We start from the raw sequence: 18,524 nt of genomic DNA, 5'->3' as shown, positions 1-18,524 counted from the left end.
TGCTAGCGGTTGCCGCCCTTCGTCAGAATGTCCTCGGCAAGCGCGATCGCGGTGCGGCGGTCGGCCTCCTCGGAAAGCGCGAAGGCCTCTTCCTGCATGCTGCGGATCCAGCCCCGATCGGTCGGCGCGGCGCGCTCCAGCGCGGCCGTCATCATCGCCAGGCCGCGCACGACCTTGCCGCTCTGGAAGAGCAGGTTGCCAAGCGTGGCCTGCGCGCCGGCATGGCCTTTTTCGGCCGCAAGCTGCAGCCAGCGGCCGGCCTGCTGGATACTGGCCTTCATGCCGCCCTCGCCCTGGAGGAACATCTTGCCGATCTCGTACTGGGCGACCGGATTGCGATAGGTCGCTGCCGCTCGCATGTAATATTCCTGCGCGGCCTGGGGATTGGCCTTCACCGGCGTTCCGGGAATGCCAGCCTGCGCATAGGCGCCGAGCGCCACGAGAGCGTCGGAAACGTAGCTTTCTTCCGGCGAGCCGGGCTCGACATCCTGCTGGGCGATCTCCTGGAAGAACTTGAACGCTTCGTAGTCGTTGCGCGCGACGCCGTCGCCCTCGGCATACATGCGGGCGAGCTTCCAGCGCGCGCCGAGCTGTCCGTTCTCGGCCGCGTAGCGATAGGCTTCGACGGCCTGATCCTTGTGGCCGCTCTGATAGGCGGAATAGCCGAAGCGGAACACCGCCCAGGGGCTGCGCGGCTCGGCGGAATTGCCCTGGATCGTCTGTTCGAACGCGAAAGCGCGCGGCAGCTCGACGGCGAGCGCGCCGGCTACGGCCGCCGAAAACAAACCAGCCCTGAACACGTCAAACGTCCGCATAGCAGTGTGTTTCTTTCGCTCCACCGGGATGCGTCACCGCGCCGAAGCGGGCGGATCCGACGGTCTGCGCATATTTCCATATCGCGCCCGACTGATAGTCGGTCTGGCGCGGCTTCCATTCCGTCCGGCGGGCAGCCAGTTCATCCTCGCCGAGCGCCACGTCGATCGTGCCCTCGACGGCATCGATCGTGATGATATCCCCATCCCCGAGAAGGCCGATCGGGCCGCCAACGGCCGCTTCCGGCCCGACATGGCCGATGCAGAAGCCGCGGGTCGCGCCGGAGAAGCGCCCATCCGTGATCAGCGCCACCTTGTCGCCCATGCCCTGTCCGTAGAGCGCGGCGGTCGTGGCGAGCATTTCACGCATGCCCGGGCCGCCCTTCGGGCCCTCGTAACGAATGACGAGAACCTCGCCTTCCTTGTAGGTCCTGTTCGTCACGGCCTCGAAACACGCCTCTTCGGAATCGAAGCATCGCGCCGGACCGGTGAACTTCAGGTTCTTCATCCCGGCAACCTTCACGATCGCGCCTTCAGGAGCCAGATTGCCCTTCAGACCGACAACGCCGCCGGTTCTGCTGATCGGCTTGTCGGCCGGGTAGACGACATCCTGCGCATCGTTCCAGGCTATCTTCTCCATATTTTCGGCAAGAGTACGGCCGGTCACCGTCATGCAGTCGCCGTGGAGATAGCCGTGATCGAGCAGCGTCTTCATCAGGAGCGGAATGCCGCCGGCCTCGAACATGTCCTTGGCGACATATCTGCCGCCGGGTTTCAGATCGGCGATATAGGGCGTTTTCCTGAAAATCTCGGCGACGTCGAAGAGATCGAACTCGATGCCAGCCTCGTGCGCGATCGCCGGCAGGTGCAGCGCGCCATTGGTGGAGCCGCCGGTGGCGGCGACGACCGCGGCCGCATTCTCCAGCGCCCTGCGGGTGACGATGTCGCGCGGGCGAATGTTTTTGGCGATGAGCTCCATCACCTTCTCGCCGCTGGCGTAGTTGAAGCGGTCGCGCATCTCGTAGGGCGCCGGTGCGCCGCAGGAATAAGGCAACGCCAGGCCGATCGCCTCGGCGACGGTCGCCATCGTGTTTGCGGTGAACTGCGCCCCGCAGGAACCGGCCGACGGGCAAGCGGCCTGCTCGACCTCCAACAGGTCCTCGTCGCTGATCGCGCCGACGGAGTGCTGGCCGACCGCCTCGAAAACGTCCTGGACGGTGATCTGGCGGCCGCGATAGCTGCCCGGAAGGATCGAGCCGCCATAGATGAAGACCGACGGCACGTTGAGGCGAACCATCGCCATCATCATGCCCGGCAGGGACTTGTCGCAGCCGGCGAGGCCCACAAGGCCGTCATAGCAGTGGCCGCGCATGGTGAGTTCGACGGAATCGGCGATCACGTCGCGCGAAACCAGCGAGGCCTTCATGCCCTGATGGCCCATGGCGATGCCGTCGGTGACGGTGATGGTACAGAATTCGCGCGGCGTGCCGTTTGCCGCCGCGACGCCCTTCTTGACCACCTGGGCCTGACGCATCAGCGAGATGTTGCAGGGCGCCGCCTCGTTCCAGCAGCTCGCCACGCCGATCAGCGGCTGGGCGATCTCGGCCTCCGAAAGGCCCATTGCGTAGAGGTAGGAGCGATGCGGAGCGCGCGCCGGACCAACCGTCACATGACGGCTCGGCAAATTGGCTTTTGAAATCGCTTTTGCGTCCATAATCGTCCTCGCCGCAGGCAACGCGGCTCCCCCTTCGACGAGCAATATCCGGCACTTTGTCGAAGAGGTCTTCGAGGTGCGCCGTGTTTATGGCGGGAAGTAGGCAGTCGGTCCCCCGGCACGGTATAGCGCATTAGTGGCAGAGAATGTGTTGCCGAAACGCAACAAGCCGCGATGGGGCATCGCGGCTTGTTTCATGTTCTCGATGGCGCCCGAGGGCGCCGGAAAAAGGCTTTCTAGCGCCTGAGTTCGGCGGCCTCTTCCTCGGGCGTTTTATCCACGACGCCCTCCTCGTCCGCCTTCTCCTTGAGGAGAATCGACAGAAGCACGGAGCCGATGATCAGCGCCGCCGTAACGCCGAGCGCGAAGACGGACGGTATCTTGTACCAATGCGCCATCAGCATTTTGAAGCCGATGAAGATCAGCACCAGCGAAAGCCCGGTCTTCAGATACCGGAATTCACGCATCATGCCCGAGAGCACGAAGAAGAGCGCGCGCAGACCCATGATAGCGAAGACGTTCGAGGAGAAGACGATGAAGGGATCGTTGGAGATCGCCAGCACCGCGGGGATCGAGTCGATCGCGAAAACGAGGTCGGTCAGCTCCACCGTCACGAGCACCACGAAGAGCGGCGTCATGTAGAGCAGGCCGTTGCGTTTGATGAGGAATTTCGAGCCGTGATACTCCTCGGTGACGCGACCGGTGCGCTTGAGGAACTTCACGACGCGGCTCTCGCCGGGATCGATCATCTCGTCGCCGGACGTCATCATCTTGTAGCCGGAGAAGATGAGCAGCGCGCCCAGCGCCATGCCGATGAAGAAGAACTGATCGACCAGCTTCACGCCCGGTATGATCAGCGACAGGCGCATGACGATGGCACCGACGATGCCGTAGAAGAGAACCCGGTACTGCGCTTCCTGCGGCACCTGGAAATAGGCGAAAATCAGCGCGATGACGAAGATGTTGTCGAGCGACAAAGCCTGCTCGACGAGATAGCCCGTCAGGAACTCCGAACCGCGCTGCGGACCGGCGAAATAGAAGACGCCCGCCGCGAAGATCATGGCGAGCGAGACATAGCCACCGACGGTGAACAACGCTTCACGCGTCGAGATCACATGGTCTTTGCGGTGGAGGACGAAGAGGTCGAAAAAGAGGATGATGGCGACGAACGCCAAAAAGCCGGGCCAAAGCCACTCATGTTCTATCATTGGGGAGCGTTTCGGTAGCGCTGCGTCCGCGCATCGTCGATCGGTCCGACATCACAGGCGACGCCTCGCCTGCCAGAGGGGCCCGGCCCGGGTGACGCCCATATATTTGCGAGAGAAAGCGCGCTTTTTCAAGGGGCAAACGGGCGTTTACGCCGTTCGTCCCATCTTTTCCCGTCGTCGGGCGCGGCAACGACACCTTGCGCGGAGGTTCCAAAAAGGCTGCGGCCGCCTCCGATTTTCATCGAAAGGCAGCCGCTTTACGTCCCCCGACGTTAACCTTTGCACCTACCAGGTGAACTTGTACCCGCCATTGACGGCGAAAGCCCAGCCGCTGTCGACGGAGCTCGGCTCAGGGGCCAGCGGAGCCGACTTGGAAGTCAGATAGGACAGGCCGAGGCCGGCCCGGAACTCGCCGCCCAGATTGTCCTTGACGGAAGCGCCGGTGGAAAGCGTCCAGGTGTCGCTGGAATGATCGTAACCGGTGCTCACGCCCTGGTCCCAGGTGACGGCGACAAGGCCGGAGACACGGTCGTTGAATGCGTGCCCGACACCGGCAGTGATGGTCCAGCCGTCCTTCCAGTTATATGGATCCAAGGAGATGATGGATCCGTTCGCGGCGTTCCTGACGACAAGCGCTTCCTGGACGCTCCAGTCGGTCCATTTGATGCTGGCCAGCGCCAGCCATCCCGGCGCGATGCCGGTCTGGAAATCGAACTTCACGCTTTGCGGCAGATTGCCCTCGCCGACGGCATCGATCGGAACCATCACTCCCGGAGGCGCTCCGACCAGAGGCCCAGGCAGCGACAGCGTTCCGGAAGCACCGTAGCTGGTGCCGCTCCGGTACATGAGCTGCGCGCGAAGGGCGATCTCGGGAATCTCGTAGCCGACGCCTATGCGATAGCCGCCGTCGGATCCCGACAGTTCCAGCGTGCCGTTGGGAAGGAGAGGAGAAAAGAAATTGGTGCGGTCGTAGTTGAACTGCTCGACGAAGCCGCCGCCGATGAGGTGAAGATTGCCCTTGCCGACATTGAACTTGACCGAGCAGGTCACGCCGAATTCGTCGACGGTGAATTCTTCCTTCAGCTTGCCCGGCGTAAGGCGACCTTCATAGTTCACGTCGCCGCCGTAAGCCTGAACATAGGTTCCGGCGCAGGCCAGCGGATCGAAAAAGCCGAACTTCAAGGCGACCGACGGAACCGCGTACATGTCCGTGTAGTTCTTGCCGACCAGTCCAGGGTCGACATGCGAAGAGAACTTGCGCGACGGATTAACGATCGTCACGCCGGCGCGCATGTTGAAATTGCCGGGTTCGTACAAAATGTCGGTGTCGGCAGTGCCCCGCGAAAATCCCCCGGCGTTCGCCATGCCGGCAACGGCAAGAACAGCAACGCCGCCCAGAACCAGTTTTGCCAGTCCCAATTTCTTCATGAATTAAAATCCCCTCCCACTTGCGCAGCGATATGGCTGCGGATTGAAGAAGAGAATGCATGGAGCGTCAGAATTGGAAAAGTCCTGTTTGCGTCACTTTTGGACGCCGGCTCAGGTAGAGTAGGCGATTTGGCGTTCCCTATGCGACAAAAAGCCATCCAATGGCCAAACAACGCATTGATATTGCTTGTATTTTAGAAGATTGTCGCATTGCGGCAACATTCGACCGAAAAAGTGCCCGAAACTCGTCCGGTCGAAGTAGGCAAGTCGCCCCTTCGAGGTATTCCGTAAGGTAAATCGGCGCGTTTTCTTCCGCGCCGATTCGCCTCAACTCTCTACTCGTGCATCTATTCCACGTCGCGGACCCGCGACAGAGCGATTTCGAGCTTGGCGCGCGCTTCGGTGAACGTGGCCAGCTTCTCGCGCTCTGCTTCCACCACCTCCTCGGCCGCCTTGGCGACGAAATTCTCGTTGGAGAGCTTCTTCTCTATGCGGGCGATCTCGTCGCCGGTCTTGCCGATTTCCTTGGAAAGCCGCGCTTCCTCGGCCTTCAGGTCGATCAGGCTGCCGAGGGGCAGGCAGGCGGTCGCCTCGCCGAGCACGAATTGAGCCGACGCCTTGGGAGCCTGAGTTTCGAAGCTGGTTTCGCCGACCCGCGCCAGGCGACCGATCGCAGCCTCGTGGCGCGCCACGCGCTCGCGCGTCTTGGCGTCGGCGCCGACGATCACGAGCGGGGCGATCGCGGCAGGCGGCACGTTCATTTCCGAGCGCACGGAGCGGATGCCGGAGACGAGCTCGACCAGCCAGTTGATCTCGGCCGCGGCTTCCGCGTCCTCGAAGGATGGTTCCGGCCAGGCCGCATGGCAGAGCAGTGTCGAGCGCTCCCTGCCCTCGCCCGCCGTATGCGCCCACAGCTCCTCGGTCATGAACGGCATCATCGGGTGAAGGAGCTTGTAGATCTCGTCGAGGACGAAGGCGGCGACCGCGCGGCTCTCGACCTTGGCGTCCTCGTCATCGCCCATGAAGACCGGCTTCAGCAGCTCCAGATACCAGTCGCAGAAGAGGTTCCAGACGAAGCGGTAGGCCCCGCCAGCCGCCTCGTTGAAACGGTAGGAGGTGATCGCCTCCGTCACCTCGCGCGTCGCGCGCGAGAGCTCGGTGAGAATCCAGCGATTGACGGTGAGCTTGGCGTCCTGCAGCCAGAATTCGTCGTTGCGCGCCACGCCGTTCATCTCGGCGAAGCGGGTGGCGTTCCACAGCTTGGTGCCGAAATTGCGGTAGCCGGCGACGCGCGCCGGATCGAGCTTAACGTCGCGTCCCTGCGCGGCCATGATGGCGAGCGTGAAGCGCAGCGCATCGGCGCCGTACTCGTCGATGAGCTGCAGCGGATCGATGACGTTGCCTTTCGACTTCGACATCTTGGCGCCGTTCTTGTCGCGCACCAACGCGTGGACGTAGACCGTATGGAATGGTTCCTCGTCCATGAAATGCAGGCTCATCATCATCATCCGGGCGACCCAGAAGAAAATGATGTCGAAGCCGGTGACCAGAACGCTGGTCGGGTAGTAGGTCTTCAGCTCCGGCGTCTCGTCCGGCCAGCCGAGCGTCGAGAACGGCCAAAGTGCCGACGAGAACCAGGTGTCGAGCACATCCTCGTCGCGGGTCAATATCTCGCCCGGCTTGAAATTCTCCAGCTTCTCCTCGACCCAGGCCTTCCAGGGGCCCTCTAGCGCGAGATAGTATTCGACCGCGGCGTCGAGCGCCTCCTGCTCGGTCTTCTCCACGAAGACATGGCCGTCGGGTCCGTACCACGCCGGGATCTGATGGCCCCACCACAATTGGCGGGAAACGCACCAGGGCTGGATGTTTTCCATCCACTCGAAATAGGTCTTCTCCCAGTTCTTCGGCACGAATTTCGTGCGCTCCTCGCGCACCGAGGCGATCGCCGGACGAGCAAGCGTCTTGGCATCGACATACCACTGGTCGGTCAGGAACGGTTCGATCGGAACGCCGCCGCGGTCGCCATGCGGCACGGTGTGGCGGTGCGGTTCGACCTTTTCCAGGAAGCCGCCCTCCTCCATGATCCCGACCACGAGCTTGCGCGCCTCGAAACGGTCGAGCCCGTGAAGCCGGTTCCAGACGCCCTCGAGCAGCGGCGTCGGCTCGACGCCTTCGAGGAAGTCCTCATTGTCCCTGATGTCTATCGCCGCCTCGACGGTGAGCACGTTGATCGCGCGCAGCTTGTGCCGCTTCCCGACTTCGAAGTCGTTGAAATCGTGCGCAGGCGTGATCTTGACCGCGCCCGTGCCCTTTTCCGGATCGGAATATTCGTCGGCGACGATCGGGATCTTCCTGCCGACGATCGGCAGGACGACGTTCTTGCCGATCAGATGGCGGTAGCGCTCGTCGTCGGGATGAACGGCCACGCCGGTATCTCCCAGCATCGTCTCCGGGCGCGTCGTCGCCACCGTGATGTAGGTGCCCGGGTCTTCCGCGTCATAGGCGACGCCTTCGACGGGGTAGCGGAAATACCAGAGGTTGCCGTTCATCTCGACCTGCTCGACCTCGAGGTCGGAGATCGCGGTCAGGAGCTTCGGGTCCCAGTTGACCAGACGCTTGTCCTTGTAGATCAGCCCCTGCTTGAAAAGCGTGACGAAGACCTCGATGACGGCCTTCGACAGGCCCTCGTCCATGGTGAAGCGCTCGCGCGACCAGTCGCAGGAGGCGCCGAGGCGCTTCAACTGGTTGAAGATCATGCCGCCGGATTCGGCCTTCCATTCCCAGACCTTGTCGACGAACTGATCGCGCGTGAGGTCGCGGCGATGGATCTGCTTCTCCATCAGCCTGCGCTCGACTACCATCTGCGTCGCGATGCCGGCATGGTCCATGCCCGGCTGCCACAGCACGTTCTTGCCGCGCATGCGCTCGAAACGCACGAGGATGTCCTGGAGCGTGTTGTTGAGCGCGTGGCCCATATGGAGGGAGCCGGTGACGTTCGGCGGCGGGATCACGATCGTGAAGGCTTCCGCACCCGGCTTGGAACCCGCACCCGCGGCGAAGGCGTCGTCGTCCTCCCAGCGTTTGGCGATTTTGGGCTCGACGGCGTTCGCGTCGTAGGTCTTCTCAAGCATGGAAACGATCCGCAATTCGGGGAAGCTTTGGCCACGGTGTAAACCGGAAGGCCGGAGCCAAGTCAACAGCCGCCGGCCCAGGCAGGAGGAACGGCGGCATCCCCGGCGAATATAGGCTTTACGAGCAGCGGTTGAAGGTCACCCGTCGCGCGATTTACGAGAAGATGCAGCCAGGCCGCAAAGCCGGGCGTCATCGCGACGAGTGCCGGACGCGGTTTCGACCAATTTCCGATGACTGCGAAAAGGCGATTACCCGCCGCGAGCGACCCGCTCTATCTCCTCGCGGACGAGCTTTTCCACCAGCGTCGGCAGGTTGTTGTCGAGCCACTCCTGGAGCATCGGACGCAGCATGGCCTCGGCCATTTCGTCGAAGCTGCGACGGCGACTGGCCGCAAAGACATCCGACAATTCGCCGAAGGAGGCGGCAACCTGCTTGCCCGTCTGCTCGGACAGGATCGACTGCTTCGCAGTGGAAGCGATGGCGGGTTCGGTCGGCTCCGCCGCGGATGCCGGCAGGTCGAACGAAGGCGCATCCTCGGAAGGCGCGGCCTCGAGCGAAACCTGCTCGTCCTCGACACGTTCTGCGGCTGCCTCCATCGCCGGTTCGACCTCCGCCGAGCGGAAGCGATGAATTTCCGCGGCGGGCCTGGCTTCCGCGTCGCCGAAAGCGGACGCGCTTTCGTTCAACGCCGCCTGTATGTCGGCCATGCTGGCGGGCGAAGGAGCCTCGGCGTCGGTTTCGAACTCGGCGCGGAACGTCGTGACGTCGCCCTCGACGTCATTGGATGCTTCGAGTTCCGCATCGCCGAACTCGTCCGCGGTTTTGCGCACGGCATCGCTGTCCTCGATGATCCTGCGGATCGACGCGAGGATTTCCTCCATGGACGGTTCGCGCTGCGCGCTGCTTGGTTGTGCCATCGTCACTGTGCCGCCTCTTGTGACCTTCGCTGGCAGGAAGCCCCATCGACCTGCCGAATCAATCACTAGGCTAACCGACGCCGCGACAAGAGAGAATCCCCCAACGGTGATTGCCCCGGTTTCGCACAGCTTTGGCCGAAAACGAAAACGCACCCCGAAGGGTGCGTCCGTAGCCGTTTCGATGAGACGTCGCGCTCAGCGCCCGTCGGGCGTGCGGGTGCCGATCCACTTGTCGCGCACTGCGTCGTAATGCTCGCGAGGCTGGTATTCCGCGACAGCGAGGCCCAGCCGGCTGGGCGCTAGCCTGCCCATGGCGGAAAGGATGGCGTAGCTCGCCGCGACCACGTCGCGCTCCGCGCTCGCGACGTTGATCTGCGCGGTGATGACGTCGGCCTGGGCGTTGAGCACGTCAAGCGTCGTGCGCTGGCCGACATTGCGCTCCTCGATCACGCCGTTGAGGGCGAGTTGAGCAGCCGAGACCAGTTCGCGGTTGGCCGCGACCACTTCGCGCGCGGCGACATATTGCGTCCAGGCGGAAGTGACGGCCTGGCGCACCTGGTCGCGCGTCACGTCAACCTGGATGCGGGCCTGGCCCAGCAATTCCTTGTTCTGGCGCACCTGCGCCGAGGTCCGACCGCCCTGGTAGATCGGAACGGTCAGGTTGAGGCCGACCGAAGCGGTGTCCGACCAGCCGTCGCTGCCACTCACGCCGGGCAGCGCCGTGCCGGCGGTTTCGCGGTACGACCTCGAAACACCGGCCTGCGCGGTCACCTGCGGAAGCATCTGGCCTTCAGCAGCCTTCACGACGAAGCCGGCCGCATCGACCAGATGCTGCGTGGCGATGATCGCGGGATGCTCGCCAAGCCCCGCGGCGACCGCGTTCTCGATACTTTTGGGCAAAAACTTACCCACGGCGCTGGCGGGGGAGAGGTTGCCGGGCTCGTCGCCGACGATCTGGCGGTATTGGGCGGCGGTCGCGCGCGCCTGCGCCCGTGCCGCGCTCAACTGCGCGACGGCGGCGGCCTGCTGCGCCTCAGCCTGCGCCACGTCGGTGCGCGTGCCCTCGCCCACTTCGAAGCGGGAGCGCGCCGCCCTCACCTGCTCGCCGAGGAAGTCGAGGTTGCGCTCGCGAAACACCGCGATCTGCCGGTCGCGGATCACATCCACATAGGCGCTGGCGGCGTTGAACAGGATGTCCTGCGTCGTGTTGCGCAGGCTTTCATTGGAAGCTCTGACGCGGGCTTCCGCCGCGCGCACGTTGTTCAGCGTCTGAAATCCATCGAACAGGGATTGCTGGATCTGCACGCCGAAGGAACCGGTGGTGATCTGGTTGCTGCTTTGCGATGTGCCTTGCGATGCGTAGCTGGCACTCCCCGAGCCGGCGATTATCGGCCTCCAGCCCGACTTCGCCAGCGGCACGCCTTCGTCGGTGGCGCGCACGCCGGCGCGCTCGGCGTTCAGGCTGGCATTGTTGGAATACGCCTTGGCCATCGCGCCTTGAATGGTCTCGGCGGAAGCGAGGGCCGGGATGGACACCGTCGCTGCCAAAACCACCGCTGCCAGAAGATTCTTGCGAACAAGCGACACGATCCACCTCTCTACTTTCGGCCGCACCGCCTCTCGCGGCGCGCCGAATTGAAAATCTAGCCGAATCAACGGCGAAGGCTCAATGCCGCACGAATGCACACTTAAGCCTGACAAATCGAGGGGGACGTTACATCAAAAGTCGCGCCGAGGGAGTTACACATTGGTAACATTTCAGAATTTTTTGCGCGCCCCGCCCCGGCACTCCGACGCTAGAATTCGAATTCGGGCTGGCGACGGAATTCCGCGAGCGGCTTCACCGCCGCGTTGAAGACCGTGCGGCTGGAAAAGAGTTCGCCCTCGCGCACGAAGATCATGGCGCGACCGGCATTGCCCGTGCCGACGATCGCGACGAGGCGCCCGCCGTCCTTGAGCTGCGCAAGAAGCTCCTGGGGGACCTGGTCCACCGCCCCGTTTATGAGAATCACGTCGAAAGGCGCCTCGCCGGGGTATCCGGCGGAAAGCGCGCCCTGCGTGACCGCAACATTGTCGCAGCCGAGCCGCTCCAGCGTGGCGGCGGCCGATTCGGCGAGCGCGGCCTCGCTTTCGAGAGCCACCACGGAGCCCGCCAGCCGCGACAGAACGGCTGAGGAATATCCGGTGCCGCAGCCCACATCGAGCACGAAATCGGCGGAGGTGACGTCCGCGAGCTGGACGAGACGGGCAAACGGAGAAGGTTCCATCAGGAAACGCGGCGGCATGCCGTCGCGCGCCGGCAGGATTTCCAGATCCTCGTCGATATAGGCGAGGTCGCGCTTGCCGGCCGAGACGAACTCCTCGCGCGGCACCGCCAGCATGGCGTCCTGCAGCGCGATGTTGGTCACGTCGGTCGTGCGCAATTGGCCATCGACCATCTTGATGCGGAGTTGCTGGAAATCTGCGGTCATGTCTCAACCCGATGGTGCGTGCGCGATCCAAGGCCGGGCCGGACGGGCGCATGTGCGCGGTCCAAAGCCGGGTAGAACACGACGCCCATGGCGCGGCAGATTGGAGGCCTCGCCCGGAATCGAACCGGGGTGCAAGGATTTGCAGTCCTCTGCGTAACCACTCCGCCACGAGGCCTCGCCGCAGGCGGCGTTCTACGGGGCCTCAATAGGTTAGCGGAATTTTTTGGTCAAGCGGTGTGATGCCATTCCGAAAAATATCCTCTGCGCATTCTGAATCGCCGCTTTCAAAATGTTCATGCCGTACGGGGATCTTCCCTGTACGGCGAGCGCGCACTGGAGGGCGGAACGCAATTTACCGTTTCGTGCCACGAGGCCATCCGCGGCCATTGCCATATTGGCGGATAATTCAAATAGCACTCGGTGCTCTTCCCTATGGCGCCCGCGAAGAGAGCCGCCGAACAATCAATCGAACGAACCTCGTCCAGCGCGGCGATCTGCGCGATCTGCATTTCGATGTCGCCGATCGGATCGATTTCGGTATCCACGAAGACGTTCGGCCGGTCGAAGGTCGCGATGGCGCGGCCCGCATAAGCCAGCACGGGCTGCAAGCTTATCCATGTCGCATCAGGCTTCTCGTCGATTATCCGCCTGATCTCGCTGATTGGAATGTTCCGCGACGGCCCGCTCCTGGGGTTAGGCGTAAACCAGGTAAAACCTGTGAGTTTCCTGCCGGGAAAGCGCCTCCTATATTTTTCCCTGACAAGCTCGACCTTCACTGGATCCGGAATGAGCCTCGCGCTCTTCGATCCGATATCCGCGACGGTCGCGCGCGATCCGATCCAGGTGAAGAGGTCGGTGCAGACACCCCGCTCGTCACTTTCCAAAAACGCATGCATGTCGATGGTGCGCAGTTCCGGGAAGGAACGCCCGAAAATGCCGTGGAGCCGGCGATCGATCACGAGGGTGGTCGGCCTTCCGGTTTCCCGCGAATCGAGAAAGCAGCTCGACAGAACGGCCGAGCCGACCCCGATCTCCTCGGGAACGAACAGGTATTCCTCGGGCGCGGAAGTGACGTGCCGCTGTTCGAGAACGGTCTGGAACTGGGTGCTGCCGCGCCGCCACCCGGCGGCCATCAGCCTGAATCCGTCCGCGAAACTTCCCGTCGCGGTGAGCAGGTTCCCCAGATCCACCTCCTGCTGAGGAGCGAGATCCGACGTGTCGGCGGCGGCAACCTCCTCGGCCAGCGACCGCGCCTCCATCGGGTTCCCGGCCGCCGCCATTGATCTGACCAGTTCCACGAGCATCGGTTTCGTCCGGCCGCGGAGATGAATCGATCTCTCGAAAATTGTAGACTTCTCATGATGAAGCCCCATGCGCCCGGCCGCGCGGGCAAAGTTCGCGAGGGAACGCCCGTCGAGTTCGCCCACCGCATCGGCCATTTCATAATATGTCGCCGCCAGGGCAGAATCGCCGAGATGGAACGCAATGGCGCCGGCGAGTGCATTGCCGCCGGGCAGATCGGGCTTCTTTCGAAGCAGCCGCACGATCAACGAATTGGCGTCGTGCAGCTCATCCTTTTCAAAAAGCACTCTTATAAAGTACAGGCACGCGTCAAACGCGCTTTCCTGCAAGCACAGTTCGAAGGCCTGATTGATACGGCTGTTATCAAGGCTCGAAATCAAGCTCCTGATGTATTTTGGGCTTTTCTTGCTTTTAACCGCGAGGACGACTTCGTCGGCGGCAATCCTGGACAGCGAAACGTTTTTCTCTCGTGGAAGATGTTCGACGCCCGAATTACCCGTTGCCTCGTCGTCGCCATCGACCTTGCCCGCAGTAACGGCGCTTACGACCGCCTGCCCGAGCGGCGCGAGCGGATGGAGGCGGGGATCATTTTGCCAGGACAGCAGAATCTCCCTCGCCTGCTCGATATCGCGAACCGCCGATAGCCCGGCGTCTTCGAACGGCATATCGGGCTCAAGACGGCGATGGGCGAGGCCGAGCTCGATCGCCAGTTGCGCGATCTCGTCTTCATCGCAATCGAGGAAGCGGACATTGTTGCCCGCCAGCACCGAAAAGAGAATTCCGCGGCTGCCTCCGCAAACGGAATATTCGTACTGGCCAAGCAGATTGAGCAAGGCCGGCCATTCGGTGAGCGTGTGCCTGCCCGTGAAAGGCAGGAATGCTCCGCCCTTGGCAAGCACTTCCCGCACAAGCCTGCGTTCGCCACGAGCCTGCCGATGCCAGTCGGCCACCACGGTACCGGAGGGCCTTGCCGGCGGCGCGGGAGGATCGAAGGCGGCATACAAGGCGGCGTCGGCACAACGCATGGCGGGCAGGCCCGCCGCCTTCGCCTCGTCAACGGATCGGTCGTCGCGAAGCGTCAGGAATTCCGCCCGCTTCAGTCGATCGGCAAAAAACGCATAGTCTCGAAAGACCGAATTTATGAGCGCAAACGGAACGGAGTTCTCGATCGCCAGGTCGACAAGGCATTCCAGCTCGGGCGATCGCGCCGAAAGAAAAGCATCCTCGCCGTTGATCAGCAGAATGTCCGAACCCTTCAACAGGCGGGCGAGATGTTCGCCGTCCACCAGCCTGTTGCCCAACTGATCGTAGTTAAGTTGGGCTTTGTGTAAAACGCCGACTATGGCGTGCTCGCTCAAACCTATTCGAAGCGCATTCATCGCCGCAAAGGAACCGTAGCGTTCCTCATCCGTCGTATCATTTGCTATTATGATCTTCATAGCTCTCTGATCGGCTTATACGGAGCGGGTTGGCGACGGGTGCGTACCTTTCCGGCGGCTTCCCCTTCGCCGGAAGCGATGGGCCCAAGCGCACACATACACATCAGGCCTCGGAATCCCACCCCCGGGATCGGTCGAATTCCCATGGTCGGCGATTGTTCTCGCCGGCCGCGCACTCCTGTCCGATATGCCGGCCCAGCACTCCGCCGGCGATGGCCCTATCCCGCCTCGTCCAGGATAAAAGGCGATCCGCGGCTACGTAAAATATTCGTGGATTCCTCCTCGTCCCTTCCAGAATCATGTTTCAGAAAAGCACAGTTCAAAATCTGCTGAACCTTAATATGCACGCTTTAAATTCATTAGCAAAATTAATATTAGATGAAACTAAATTACAATTTTATTGTTGTCTATCATGTGGAAGAAATCTCTTTCTCATTCTCTTGTTTGTCAATATTGCGCTTGATCGTTTTGCATGTAATTATTAACGCGCTCAACTGCTGGTAAAGATGGTCGACCATGACCATCGGAAATGAGGAGAGACTCAAATGCTTGGTGGATTGACTGGATTGCTTGGAGGAGTGGGCTCCATCCTTAGGGGCGCCAACGATGCCGTTAACGGCGTAGCGGAGGCGCTTTCGCCGGGTTCGACCGATGGCCACACGGCAATCGGTAATTTGATCGGCGGAAAAGGCCTGACCGACGATCTCATCACCGGACTGGAAAGCGGCGACCTCACCGGCGCCGTCAGAGACGTCTATGACGACATCGTCGGTCCTGGCAGCCTGATCCATAATCTCGGTGAAGGCAGAGGCCTGGGCCTCGAAGGCCTCGTCGACAACGTTCTCGGAACCGCCGACGGCCTGCTCGGCACCGATGGCGGCCTGCTCGGCGGCGTTCTCGGTGGCGAGGGTGGCCTGCTCGGCTAACTTCACAGACCATACGCCTCGGGGATGACGCACGCGCATTCCCGAGGCGCTAATCGAAGCAAATCAAGTCGGTGGAAAGAACGGGTTCTGGCGGGCTTCCTCGATTTGCATTCAATCAAGACAGGCTGGGCTGCCTGATGTCCGTGGCTGACGCGACCGCATTGTTTCGTCCCGCTCAAAGGAAGGCGGAGAGCGAGATCAGCACGGCGATAAGATCCCTTCGCCTGCATTTCCTCATCGTCGGCGTCTTTTCGAGCGCCATCAACCTGCTCTATCTCAGCTCGCCGCTGTATCTGATGCAGGTCTACAATCGCGTGCTTGTGAGCGAGAGCGTTCCCACGCTCGCCCTGCTCACCCTCATCCTTGTCGTCGCGCTGCTCGTCATGGCCGTGCTGGACGCGGCGCGCACGCAAATGCTGATACGGTGCGGGATCCTGCTCGACCAGAAGCTGGCCGGCCGGCTCTTTTCCGCGCTGGTCCAGAAATCGTCGAGGCAGGGCTATTCCCTCGGGGCCCAGCCCTTGCGGGAACTGGACGAGTTTCGCACCTTCATCACGGGACCCGGCATCTATTTCGCGTTCGATCTGCCCTGGATCCCGATCTATCTCGCCATTCTCTATTTCATCCATCCGGTTCTGGGCATCGTGGCGACGATCGGCGCCGCGATCCTGCTGGGGCTCGCCTTCATAAACGAGTTCATAACCAGAAAGCCGATGGAGGATGCGCAGACCGCTGCACGACGATCGTTCGCCTTTACGGAGAACATCATGCAGCATGCGGACGTCATCCGGGCCATGGGCATGCAGTCCGCGGTCGAACGTCACTGGCAAGGCAGCCGCGCCGGCATGCTTCTGCGGCAGGCTTTCGCGAGCGATCGCAACGCGCTCGTCTCCGCCGGCATCAGGTTTGCCAGGCTGCTGCTCCAGTCGCTGATGCTGGGCGCCGGCGCGTGGCTGGCCATCGATCACATCATCATGCCGGCAACGATCTTCGCGGCCAGCATCATCATGGGCCGGGCGCTCGTGCCCGTCGAGCAATCGGTGGCGGCCTGGAAGCAGGCGGCAGCGGCGCGCATCGGCTACAGGCGGGTCAGGGATATCCTCAACGAGAATCCGGCGGCCGATCTGAAGACCATCGTTCCCGTCACCCAGACCGCGCTGGACGTGAAGGAGCTTTCCTACAACGTGTCGGGACGGTCCAAGCCCGTGCTCGACGAAATATCGTTCAAGATCGGCGAAGGCGAGGCGCTCGGGATCGTCGGTCCGAGCGGCTCCGGCAAAAGCACGCTCGCCAAGCTGCTGATCGGCGCCCTGCAGCCCTCCGAGGGCGAAATCTGGTTCGGCGGGCTGAACTACGCGCATTGGGAACCGGCTGAATTCGGCCGCATCACGGGCTATCTGCCCCAGGACGTCGGACTGTTTGCCGGCACCGTTCGCGAAAACATCTCGCGCTTCGGCGAGACCTCCATCGACCAGGTGATCGAAGCGGCGACCCTCGCGGGCATCCATGAGATGATACTGGAACTGCCGAAACAGTACGACACGATGCTCGGACCGGGAGGCCTCGGCCTTTCAGGCGGCCAGCGCCAGCGCATCGGCCTGGCAAGGGCGCTGCTCGGCCGGCCGAAGCTGCTCGTTCTGGACGAGCCCAACGCGCATCTGGACGTGGCGGGCGAAAGCGCGCTGAGCAAGGCGCTGTTCGTCATGAAGGCGCAGGGCACGGCGATCGTGGTGATCACGCATCAGCCCGCCGTTCTCAACATCGTCGACAACGTGCTTGTTCTGAAATCCGGAAAGGTCGACCAGATCGGTCCACCGGAGACATTCAGGTCCAAGGCCATGGAATTGCCGGTGCCCCAATGAGCATCGCAGCGCGCGCCGATATCGCCTCATACCGCGACCCGCTGCGACCGGCGCTGTGGGGACTGGCGGCTCTGCTCGCCTTCGCGATCCTGTTCCTCACCTGGGGTTATATGGCGCCCCTCTCGAGCGCCGCGATCGCCGAAGGCAGCCTTCAGGTGCAAGGGCAGAGGCAGTCGGTCGAGCATCCCTACGGCGGCGTGATCTCGCGGCTGCTGGTCGCGGAAGGCCAGCATGTCGAACGCGGGCAAGCCTTGATCGAGCTCGATGTCACGGAGGCGCGGGCGAAATTCGATATCGCCAATGCAGAGGTTGTGGCGCTGCTCGCGGAACAGGCCCGACTGATATGCGAGCGCGACAGCGCCGGGCCTGCGTGCCTGGAGGATTTCGAGAAGGAAAACCAGCCGCGCCCCGGCATGGAGGAAGCGATCGCCAACGAGCGCGCCGTCATGCTCGCACGCGAGCAGCAATACGATGCCGAGAAGGGAATGCTCAGCTCGAAGGTCGTGCAGCTTCGGGAGAAGATCTCCGGACTGAGCGCCCAGGTGGAAGGTCTTTCGAGGCGGGGTGCGTCGCTGGACGAGGAGATCGCCGGCGCGCGGGAACTGCTTGTCTCCGGATATACGCCGAGAACGCGCATATTGGAGCTGGAAAGAGCCTCGGCGCAGATGCTCGCCGACAAAGGCTCGCAGATGGCCGAGATAGCCAGCGCCAAGGAAGCCATCAGCGAGGCTGAACTGGCGGTCGCCAAGCTCGACCGCGGATGGATAAGCGATATCACCGACCAGATTCGGAGGACGCAATCTTCCCTGGCCGAGGCGCGGCCGAGGTTCGACGCCGCGCAGGACGTCATGAACCGAACGGTGCTCAAGGCCCCCGTGAGCGGCTCTATCGTCGGCCTGTCCGTCTTCACCGAAGGCGGCGTCATTCAGGCCGGCGCCCGCCTGATGGATATCGTGCCGGACGACAACCCGATGATCGTCGAGGCGCGGCTGCCCCTGTCCGACATCAATTATGTCCAACCGGGCTTGGAGGCGGACATAAGGCTGATCGGCATTCCCAGGAACGACCGCCCGCAACTAAGGGGCGAGATCATCAGCGTATCGGCGGACAAGCTCACCGATTCGACGTCCGGGGCGAGCTATTTCTCCGTGCGGACCAAGCTCAATGTGGAAGATGCCGAGAAATCGAAAGTGAGACTGCAGCCGGGAATGCCGGCGGAAGTGGTGGTGACGACAAAGTCGCGAACGCTCGCGGCCTATCTGCTCGGACCACTGCTTGACGAAATAGGATACGCATTTCGGGAACAGTGAGGT

12 protein-coding genes and 1 tRNA gene are annotated in these 18,524 nt (G+C 62.5%); 3 read left to right on the top strand and 10 right to left on the bottom strand.

What is annotated here, in order from left to right; all coding sequences use genetic code 11:
• Positions 1-2: 2 nt before the first annotated feature.
• The 10 genes from XW59_RS14920 to XW59_RS14875 form a co-directional block, all read right to left on the bottom strand.
• Positions 3-815 carry a tetratricopeptide repeat protein gene (locus tag XW59_RS14920; RefSeq protein ID WP_047146279.1) on the bottom strand — a complete coding sequence of 271 codons (813 nt, stop codon included), beginning with the start codon at positions 813-815 and terminating at the stop codon, positions 3-5.
• Complete coding sequence (ilvD, locus tag XW59_RS14915; protein WP_047146280.1) at positions 802-2,526, bottom strand: dihydroxy-acid dehydratase; 1,725 nt, start codon at positions 2,524-2,526, stop codon at positions 802-804. The genes XW59_RS14920 and ilvD overlap by 14 nt, the downstream gene beginning before the upstream one ends.
• Before the next feature lie 236 nt (positions 2,527-2,762).
• Complete coding sequence (locus tag XW59_RS14910) at positions 2,763-3,734, bottom strand: TerC family protein (RefSeq protein WP_047146281.1); 972 nt, start codon at positions 3,732-3,734, stop codon at positions 2,763-2,765.
• A gap of 285 nt (positions 3,735-4,019) precedes the next feature.
• Complete coding sequence (locus XW59_RS14905) at positions 4,020-5,162, bottom strand: outer membrane protein transport protein (protein ID WP_047146282.1); 1,143 nt, start codon at positions 5,160-5,162, stop codon at positions 4,020-4,022.
• A gap of 347 nt (positions 5,163-5,509) precedes the next feature.
• Positions 5,510-8,293 carry a valine--tRNA ligase gene (locus XW59_RS14900; RefSeq protein ID WP_047146390.1) on the bottom strand — a complete coding sequence of 928 codons (2,784 nt, stop codon included), beginning with the start codon at positions 8,291-8,293 and terminating at the stop codon, positions 5,510-5,512.
• A gap of 249 nt (positions 8,294-8,542) precedes the next feature.
• Positions 8,543-9,211, bottom strand: coding sequence for a DUF2497 domain-containing protein (locus tag XW59_RS14895; RefSeq protein WP_047146391.1), 669 nt, complete (start codon positions 9,209-9,211; stop codon positions 8,543-8,545).
• A 195-nt stretch (positions 9,212-9,406) separates the two neighbouring features.
• Entirely contained in the window at positions 9,407-10,798 is a 1,392-nt protein-coding gene (locus tag XW59_RS14890) for a TolC family outer membrane protein (RefSeq protein ID WP_047146392.1), read from the bottom strand.
• Positions 10,799-11,007: 209 nt separating this feature from the next.
• Entirely contained in the window at positions 11,008-11,682 is a 675-nt protein-coding gene (locus XW59_RS14885) for a protein-L-isoaspartate O-methyltransferase (protein WP_047146283.1), read from the bottom strand.
• 101 nt (positions 11,683-11,783) lie between these two features.
• A tRNA-Cys gene (locus XW59_RS14880) sits at positions 11,784-11,857 on the bottom strand.
• A gap of 118 nt (positions 11,858-11,975) precedes the next feature.
• Entirely contained in the window at positions 11,976-14,342 is a 2,367-nt protein-coding gene (locus XW59_RS14875) for a hypothetical protein (RefSeq protein ID WP_136068261.1), read from the bottom strand.
• 626 nt (positions 14,343-14,968) lie between these two features.
• Here XW59_RS14875 and XW59_RS14870 point away from each other — a divergent pair.
• The 3 genes from XW59_RS14870 to XW59_RS14860 all read left to right on the top strand — a co-directional run bounded on the left by XW59_RS14870 (position 14,969) and on the right by XW59_RS14860 (position 18,521).
• Positions 14,969-15,349 carry a hypothetical protein gene (locus XW59_RS14870; protein ID WP_136068263.1) on the top strand — a complete coding sequence of 127 codons (381 nt, stop codon included), beginning with the start codon at positions 14,969-14,971 and terminating at the stop codon, positions 15,347-15,349.
• A gap of 137 nt (positions 15,350-15,486) precedes the next feature.
• Entirely contained in the window at positions 15,487-17,211 is a 1,725-nt protein-coding gene (locus XW59_RS14865; RefSeq protein ID WP_047146286.1) for a type I secretion system permease/ATPase, read from the top strand.
• Positions 17,208-18,521: an HlyD family type I secretion periplasmic adaptor subunit gene (locus XW59_RS14860; RefSeq protein WP_047146287.1), complete on the top strand. Its 1,314-nt coding sequence runs from the start codon at positions 17,208-17,210 to the stop codon at positions 18,519-18,521. Before XW59_RS14865 ends, XW59_RS14860 begins: the two co-directional genes overlap by 4 nt.
• Positions 18,522-18,524: the final 3 nt, after the last annotated feature.

The sequence above is a fragment of the Aquamicrobium sp. LC103 genome (assembly GCF_001014615.2).
Taxonomy (GTDB): domain Bacteria; phylum Pseudomonadota; class Alphaproteobacteria; order Rhizobiales; family Rhizobiaceae; genus LBCQ02.
The sequence above is the reverse complement of the archived record's forward strand: the minus strand, read 5'-3'. Positions and strand labels throughout refer to the sequence as shown.